The following is a 7,444-nucleotide window of genomic DNA, read 5'->3' as shown; positions in this document are numbered from 1 at the left end:
CTGCCCGGCGTTGCCGCTGCGGGCCGGTGGCGCGCCCGGCCGGCCGGACCCGCGCCGACCACCCCGGCTCGTGGCTATACTCGGCCCCTATCTCCATGCAGCAAAGGAATGCCATGAATCAGCCCGTCATCCCCGATGTAGCCCTGGTCGACAACACCGAGCAGCGCACCCCGCTGGTGCTGGTGCTCGACTGCTCCGGCAGCATGCTCGGCGAGCCGGTGCGGCAATTGAACGAAGGCTTGAAGCTGCTCGAGCAGGAGCTCAAGTCCGACGTGATCGCGGCCAAGCGCGTGCGCGTGCTGGTGGTGCGCTACGGCGGTTTCGACACCGCCGAGGTGGTCGGCGACTGGTGCGACGCGATGGATTTCACCGCGCCGATCCTGGAAGCCGAAGGCACCACCCCGACCGGCCGCGCGATCGAACTGGCCCTGGCCGAGGTCGAGAACGAGAAGCAGCGCTTCAAGCAGGCGGGCATCGCCTACACCCGTCCGTGGCTGTTCCTGATGTCCGACGGTTCGCCGACCGATGCCTGGGAAACCGCGGCCAAGCATGCGCGCGACGCCGAGCAGGCCAACAAGGTCGCGATCTTCCCCATCGCGGTCGGCGAGGGCTCGCAGGACAAGGTCATGGCCCAGTTCAGCAGCAAGGGCCCGGCCGGAGTGAAGCGCCTGCAGGGCCTGCAGTTCCGCGAGCTGTTCCTGTGGCTCAGCGCGAGCATGCAGGTGGTGTCGCAGTCGCGGCCGGGCGGTCAGGCGCAGTTGCCCTCGACCGACACCTGGTCGTCGGTGCCGACCTGAGCGGCGGGTCCCGGGCCATGGGCTGGCGGATCTATGCGGCATCGGCCACCGGAAAATCGCATCTCGACAAAGGCATTCCGTGCCAGGACGCGTTCGCCTTCCACGCCGACGGCGAGCTGCTGGTGGCGGCGGTCTGCGACGGAGCGGGTTCGGCGGCCTCGAGCGACGTCGGTTCGCGCCTGACCGCCGATACCGTGGTGCGCAGCCTGGCCGCGGCCTGGGGGCAGCGCGGCGATGCCTCGGCGGTCGACGAGCAAACGATGTCGGAACTGGCCGCGGCCGCGGTGCTCGATGCGCGCGCGGCGTTGAGCGAGGCGGCCGGCGCGGCGCTGGCGCCGTTGTCGAACTATGCCGCGACCCTGGTCGGGTTCCTCGGCGATGCGCGGCGCGGTTGGTTCTTCCACATCGGCGACGGCCTCGGCGTGGCCGAAGCGGCCGATGCGCAGGCCCATGCCGCGTGCGTGTCGGCGCCGGAAAACGGCGAGTACGCCAACGAAACCTATTTCGTCACCGGCGAAGCCTGGCGCGAGCATCTGCGCGTGTCGGCGGTGGCGTATCCGGCCGCTCGCCTGTGCCTGATGTCCGACGGCGCGATGCCGTTCGCGATGGAAAAGGGCAATGCCGGGCTGTACCGGCCCTTCATCGAGCCGGTCGCCGCGTACCTGGCCTCGGTCGACGAAGCGGCGGGCAGCCGCGCCTTGTTCGGCACCCTCGACGATCCGCGCACGCACGGCATCACGTCCGACGACAAGACCCTGCTGATCGCCTTGCGGGCCTGATGCGGGCGCCATGACTCTGGGCAGCGGCAGCAGCATCCGGATCGGGCCTCGGCGCTCGGTGCTGGGCGCGCTGATCAAGAGCGGCGGCGCGGGCAGCGTCTACCTGCTGCCCGACGACGCCCACAGCGTCGCCAAGATCTATCACGAGCGGGTCGACCCGCCGAGCTACACCGACCGTATCGAGGCGATGCTGGAATTGCGCCCGCATCTGCCCGACCAGGTCGAAGGCGGCAAGCGCTACGTCCAGATCGCCTGGCCGCATGCGGTGGTGCGCGACGAACGCGGCCGCTTCGTCGGTTTCACCATGCCGGCGCTCGACGTGAAGTCGACCTCAGAGCTGGAACAGGTGCTGCAGGAGCGGCAGGCGCGCGCGGCCGGGCTGCCGGTCGGGCTCGGCGCCAAGGTCACCCTCGCCGCCAACCTCAGCGCGGTGCTCGCCGCGCTGCACGCGCAACATCACTACGTGGTCGACCTCAAGCCGGTCAACCTGCGCTTCTATCGCGCATCGCTGTACATCGCCTTGCTCGACTGCGACGGCTTCAGCATCCAGGGCCAGGGCAAGCGTTTCTCCGCACCGCAGGTCACCCCGGATTATCTCGCCCCGGAATTCCAGGTAAGCAAGCTCGGCCCGGCCGGCGAGGAAACCCAGGACCGCTTCGCCCTGGCCGTGGTGGTGTTCCAGTTGTTGAATTTCGGCATCCATCCCTACAGCGGCCGGCCGGCTTCGGATCGCGTGCCGACCGATATCCCGGCGCGCATTCGCGAGCGCTACTACGCTTACGGCCTGCGCGGCCACCGGATGATGACGCCGAGCCCGGTCAGCGCGCATGCGGCGATCCCGCGGGAGCTGCGCCAGTTGTTCGACCGCGCCTTCGGCAAGGACGGCGATCAGCGGCCGAGCGCGGCCGAATGGAGCCGGGCCCTGCGCAGCTACGCGCAGCCTTCCAGCGGGCGCCTGGTCGTGTGCGGGCGCAATCGCGAGCACCAGCATTACGCCGGCGAGCCGTGTGCGTCGTGCGCGCGTGCCGATCTGATCGCGAAAACCGCGCGCGATGCCCGGCCGCGGCCGAAACCGAATCCGGGGCCCGAGCCGATGCGCGGCCGGCGCGGCCCGGTGTCGGCGGTGACCGCGGCGCAGATGGCGCAGATGCAGGCGCAACTGACCCGCATGCAGACGCAGATGCAGGCGCAGACCGCGCAGAACGTGGCGCAGGCGCAACGCTCCTGGTGGCGGCGCGGCCCCGCGGCGCCGGCCGCACGCGGTGGATGGTCGTCGTGGCTCGCAACCGGGGTGCGGGTCGGCGTGGCGGTGGCCTTGTCCTGGTCGTTCGCCAGGCTCGCTCAGTTCGTCCAGGGCATGTATGCGCAGTTGCTGCCGAAGTCGGGCGCGGCGGCGCTCGACGGCTGGATGAACGCGATCCTGATGACCTTGCTCGGCGCCGGTTTCCTGGTCGCCTGCGCGGTGTTCATGCTGACCCTGCCGAGGATGCTCAAGAACCGATGAGCCGTCCGATGCCCGCGCAGCGTTTCCGCTACACCCGCATGGCCTGGGGCAAGCTGGCCGTGCTTCTTCTGTTCACCTTGGTCCTGCTGGCGCCGTTCACCGGCTGGTTGATGTCCCTGCCGTTGTGGGCGATGGACGTGGCCGGGCATTGGGTGTCCTCGCCGCTGCACAGCCGCGACGAGCGCTGGTTCAACCTGGCCCTGCTGATGGCCGCGGTGCCCAGCCTGATCGCGTTGCTGATGCGGTCGATCGAGCGCAACGACCGCGAGCTGCGGGTCGGCGTGGTGGTGGGCGCGTTCGCCGTGCTCGCGATCCTGTTCGCGCCGGCGCGCAACGCTGAGCGCTTTTCCACCGACGCGATCGTCGGCGCGTCGGAGTTCGCGGGCGAAAACGAGCGCAAGTCCGCGGCGATGTCCGAGGCGCTGGCCTCGCCGGCGCGCGCGGCCGCGCCGCCGCCGCAGCGTTCGGCGCGCGAACGCGAGGCCGAGATCGACGCGTTGATCCGTGGCGCCGCGGCCAGCGCGGCGCAAGGCGATACTTTTTATCGCCAGCAGCTGGCGATGATCGCGGTGCAGGCGCAAGGCTCGAATGCGCAGCGCGATGCCGGCCGCTACGACGGCGCGATGCGGTTGTATCGCGAAACCTCGGCGGCCTTGCAGCCGGGCGCGGCGGCCGAGCGGATCGAACCGATCGAACGCGCGCTGTCCGCGGCGATGGCGGCCGACCCTACGCGCGCGTTGCCGCCGCGCGAGCTCGGCACCTGGCGGCTCGGCGCTTTCATGCAAGGGCTCGGCCGGCATGGCGACGCGGCCGAGCGGCCGCTCGACATCGTCGACGCCGAAAGCCTGCGCCGCTGGCGCGAGGCGGCGCGGACGAATTTCCTGCGGGCCCTGCGGGTCAACCCGACCTTCGACGGCGCCTGGCGCGGCCTGGCCTGGACCTGGATCTACGACCAGCCGGACCTGGCGCTCGGGGCGTTGACGATCGAGGCCGAACACGCCGGCCGCGCCGGCGGTTCGCGCGCCGTGCGCCAACGCATCGACGCCGCCGGCGGAGCCGAGGCCTCGCCGCGCTTCCAGATCCTGCAGGCGCGCGCCCAGGAGGCCGCGATGGAACAGCATGGGCTGTCGATTCCGGCCGCGGTGCGGGTGATGGCGCGCCGGCCATTGCCGCCGCTGCCGCCGGCGGTGGCGGCGATGCAGAAGATGGTCGGCGACGGCGCGGCGGTCGAGCCCGCGCCCGAGGATCTGTCGACGATTCCGCGCTTGTCCGATGCCCTGGATGCGGTCGCCTTTCGCGGTGGAAAGCCCGCGCCGAGCGCGACCGCGCTGTTGGCCGGCCCCTGGCGTCGCGGCGCTCTCGTCGTCGCCGGCCCGCTCGACCTCGGCCGCTGGCGCGCGCGCGTCGGAGCCGCCGGACAAAAATCCTTCGATGCCCGCATCGCCGGTTGGCCGCGCTATCGCATCGCGCGCGGCTTCGATCTGCCGCGCGGGCTGGACCGCGCCGCGCCGGCGATCCTGGTCCTGCCGGCGATGATCGAACAGCCGCGCGGCGATCTCGGCAACCTGGTGTTGCTCGATGCTTCCAGCGGCGCCTGCTCGGGCCGCTACTGCGGCTGGGTCCTGCGCGGCCCCTGAGAGGTTCGCGCCGCGCCGGACCGCTCCTGCGCGAGCCGGGAGGCGCCTGCGAGGCGATGCGGGCGGACCCGCATCGCCTCGCCGCGGATCATGCGTTCGGCAGCTCGGCGATGGTCACGCCGATGATCAAGGGCACCTCCGAGCTGGTGGTGCCGGTGAAGCTCAGGCTCGCCGGGTCGGCTTTCCAGCCGGCGCGCGCGCTGCCGCCTTCGGCTTCGAGGGTGAACGGACCGATGCGCAGGCCGGTGGCGAACTTGAAGACATTGGCGAAGCGCCGGAAGGTCGAGGTGGTGGTGCGGATGCTGAAGCTCGGCTTGTAGCCGACCACCATGCCGCTCTTGACCAGGCCGAAGAAGCCTTTCTCGCCGAACACCGCCTGGCCGCGTTCGTCGCCGAACGGGCTGTAGCCGTGGACGAAGGGGCCGTCGATCATGCTGCGCGCGAATTCGCCGTCGTACCAGCCGCCCGGGCGGATACCCACATGGCCGACCGCCTGGAAATCCAGCGACAGCTCGAGCTGGTTGTCGAACTCGAATTCGTCGATGCGTTCCCAGCGGCCGTTGATGCGCACCTGCCAGAACAACTGGCGGATCTTGCCCTGGCGCCCGGCCCAGCTGCGGCCGAAATCGTAGGGCGCTTCGCGGTTGCTGAAACCGACGGTGGCGCCGGCCGGTCCTTGCCCGGCCCGGACCCGCGCGACCCAGCCGGCGGCATCGTGTTCGACCTGCCAGTCGGGCACCTTGGCCATCTTGATCAGGTTGAGATCGGCCAGGCGGACATGGAAATCGTCGCTGCCGCAGCGGCGCTGGGCGGCGCCGAGTTCGGTGGCGTCGCATTGCGCGACCAGCGCCGAGTAATGCGCCTGCGCCTGGTTCATCGCCGCCTCGGCGGCGATGATGCGGGCCTGATAACGGCGGCCGCCGCTGCGGCCCAGCCATTCGGTGAAACACGGCTCGTTGCCGGCGACCTGGTTGGCGTAGGCCGAGGCGGCCGAGGTCGTGGCCAGGGTGTAGTGGTTGGTGGCCACGACCAGTTCGTCGTCGGCGTCGCGCAGGTGCTGGCGCAGACTCGGGTATTCGGTCGCGGCCGGAATCACGTTGAGGAACTGCTGATACGCCTGGTGCACCGGATCGCCGCTGGAAACGTAGGCGCCGATCGCGCTCCATTGCGGCGCGGTCGCGCAGAAATCGTGCTGGGCGGCGCTGATGAAACCGGCCTGGGTCAGCGGCCAGTCCCAGCGCGTCGACGGATACACCAGTTGGAAATCGTCGGGCGAAACCTCGATCGAATCGGTCAGCGCCCGGTACAGCAGCCCCCAGGGCTTGTCGTCGAAATCGTTATTGGCGGCCAGGCCGGCATCGAGGCGGGCGAGTTCGAGCAGGCGCCGGTCCTGGGCGCCGTGACGGAACTGCGAGAGGGGGCCGATGTCGTCCTGCGAGTCGAGCGTGTCGCCGCCGTCGCCGCAGAACGTGTAGGGATGGTCGGACTCGGACATGGCCGGGCTCCTGCGAAGCCGCCGGGGCGGTTCGTGCCGGACTCCGTGCGCCGGCCGGCGCATCGGCCCCGGCGGCGGCACGCGGCGATCCGGGTCGGCGCAGACTCCTCGCCGCGCCCGCAGCCCGCCTTACGGCAACCTTACGGTCGGTTTTTTATTTTCGGATCAATGGCTTGGCATGAGTCTGCGGGCCCGCCGAACGGCCGCCGGCAGGTGCCGTGCGGCCGCCTCCGCGGCGGTTCGGATCGGGAATGGCCGCTTTGCGGCGGGCCCGACGTGGGCCGCGACGCCCAGCGGCGGCACCGCGAGGGCCGCTGATCGGGGGCGCCCCGCGCCCGCGGGTTGCGCTGCGCCATCGGCGATAGCGGCGCCTCGGCGGCAGGTTCGCATCGACCGTGAGGAGACGGACGGCTTCGGCGAGCCGGCAACCGCGCAGCGGCCGCAGCGGCGCTTGACAGTCCGGGCCTCGGCGGCCTGGAGACTCCGGCGTAACGCCTTGCTGGGCGCGATACCGGCGGCAGCGCGAGGCCTGCCGCGTTCGGGCGGAAGGGAGCGGCCGCGATCGGCCGCGCCCTGCGGCGGATCGGATCAGCGCTTGCGCTTGCCGCCCTGCGGGGTGATTTCCGGGTCGTTGCCGACCTGCGGGTCGCAGGCGACCAGGTTGCCGCGCTTGTGGTCGCGCACCAGCACCGAGAAGAAGATCAGGGTCTGCACGTCGTTGCGGTTCATCATGCTGGCGCTGCGCCCGTCGGAGGCGATCTTGACGTCGTAGATCTGGTCCTTGGCGTCGGAGTTCAGCACGCCCTCGATCTTGAGGTGCTTGGACACTTCCTTTTCGAGACGGTAGGTGATCTTGACCGGGCTCTGGTCCTTGCCGACCGTGACCACGTCCGGCGAGAAGCTGTAGAAGTACCGGCCTTGCCCGGCATTGCCGCCGAACACGACGTGGGCGACGGTCAGCTCGATGTCGAGGGTGGCCGTCTTGGTCTTGCTCTTGGTTTTCTGAGTCATTGCAGGAGTTCCTGAGGAGTGGGTGCAGCGTAGAAGGCGATGAAGTCAGGGTGGCGATAGCCGCGCTCGCGCAGCCATTCGATCTGGTGCGCGACCTCGGCCCGGGCGCCGAGGTGAACCTGGGTGCGCACCCAACTGTCGAGCAGGACCCGGTCGCGCGACCGCGGGGCGCTGGCGGCGAGCAGTCCGTGCGCGCGGCGCCAGTCGGCGACGGCGCGCTC

6 protein-coding genes and 1 pseudogene are annotated in these 7,444 nt (G+C 70.6%); 4 read left to right on the top strand and 3 right to left on the bottom strand.

What is annotated here, in order from left to right; genetic code table 11:
• Positions 1-113 precede the first annotated feature (113 nt).
• Genes ACSAMQ_RS19370 through ACSAMQ_RS19355 form a run of 4 tightly spaced genes read left to right on the top strand, consistent with a single transcriptional unit; the run spans position 114 to position 4,717 of the window.
• A complete protein-coding gene (locus tag ACSAMQ_RS19370) occupies positions 114-797 on the top strand; it encodes a vWA domain-containing protein (protein WP_435397227.1) in 684 nt (227 codons plus the stop codon).
• Positions 798-814: 17 nt separating this feature from the next.
• Complete coding sequence (locus tag ACSAMQ_RS19365) at positions 815-1,576, top strand: PP2C family serine/threonine-protein phosphatase (protein WP_435397226.1); 762 nt, start codon at positions 815-817, stop codon at positions 1,574-1,576.
• 10 nt (positions 1,577-1,586) lie between these two features.
• Positions 1,587-3,080, top strand: a complete 1,494-nt coding sequence (locus ACSAMQ_RS19360; RefSeq protein ID WP_435397225.1) for a protein kinase domain-containing protein — start codon at positions 1,587-1,589, stop codon at positions 3,078-3,080.
• Positions 3,077-4,717, top strand: a complete 1,641-nt coding sequence (locus tag ACSAMQ_RS19355; protein ID WP_435397224.1) for a hypothetical protein — start codon at positions 3,077-3,079, stop codon at positions 4,715-4,717. The genes ACSAMQ_RS19360 and ACSAMQ_RS19355 overlap by 4 nt, the downstream gene beginning before the upstream one ends.
• An 88-nt stretch (positions 4,718-4,805) precedes the next feature.
• On the opposite strand, the gene ACSAMQ_RS19350 is transcribed toward ACSAMQ_RS19355, so the two are convergent.
• The 3 genes and pseudogenes from ACSAMQ_RS19350 to ACSAMQ_RS19340 form a co-directional block, all read right to left on the bottom strand.
• Complete coding sequence (locus ACSAMQ_RS19350; protein WP_435397223.1) at positions 4,806-6,212, bottom strand: hypothetical protein; 1,407 nt, start codon at positions 6,210-6,212, stop codon at positions 4,806-4,808.
• A 588-nt stretch (positions 6,213-6,800) separates the two neighbouring features.
• Positions 6,801-7,223, bottom strand: coding sequence for a hypothetical protein (locus ACSAMQ_RS19345; protein ID WP_435397222.1), 423 nt, complete (start codon positions 7,221-7,223; stop codon positions 6,801-6,803).
• Positions 7,220-7,444, bottom strand: a pseudogene (locus ACSAMQ_RS19340) (hypothetical protein); the annotation flags it as partial. The gene ACSAMQ_RS19345 and the pseudogene ACSAMQ_RS19340, both read right to left, overlap by 4 nt.

Origin of the sequence: Lysobacter sp. 1R34A (assembly GCF_051217035.1) — a bacterium.
GTDB lineage: Bacteria > Pseudomonadota > Gammaproteobacteria > Xanthomonadales > Xanthomonadaceae > Lysobacter.
This window is presented reverse-complemented; position numbering and strand designations above follow the sequence as displayed.

Excerpts from the sequence above, each read along its gene's own strand:
- ACSAMQ_RS19370 (WP_435397227.1), top strand. The coding sequence starts at position 114 with ATGAATCAGCCCGTCATCCCCGATGTAGCCCTGGTCGACAACACCGAG.
- ACSAMQ_RS19365 (WP_435397226.1), top strand. The coding sequence starts at position 815 with ATGGGCTGGCGGATCTATGCGGCATCGGCCACCGGAAAATCGCATCTC.
- ACSAMQ_RS19360 (WP_435397225.1), top strand. The coding sequence starts at position 1,587 with ATGACTCTGGGCAGCGGCAGCAGCATCCGGATCGGGCCTCGGCGCTCG.
- ACSAMQ_RS19355 (WP_435397224.1), top strand. The coding sequence starts at position 3,077 with ATGAGCCGTCCGATGCCCGCGCAGCGTTTCCGCTACACCCGCATGGCC.
- ACSAMQ_RS19350 (WP_435397223.1), bottom strand. The coding sequence starts at position 6,212 with ATGTCCGAGTCCGACCATCCCTACACGTTCTGCGGCGACGGCGGCGAC.
- ACSAMQ_RS19345 (WP_435397222.1), bottom strand. The coding sequence starts at position 7,223 with ATGACTCAGAAAACCAAGAGCAAGACCAAGACGGCCACCCTCGACATC.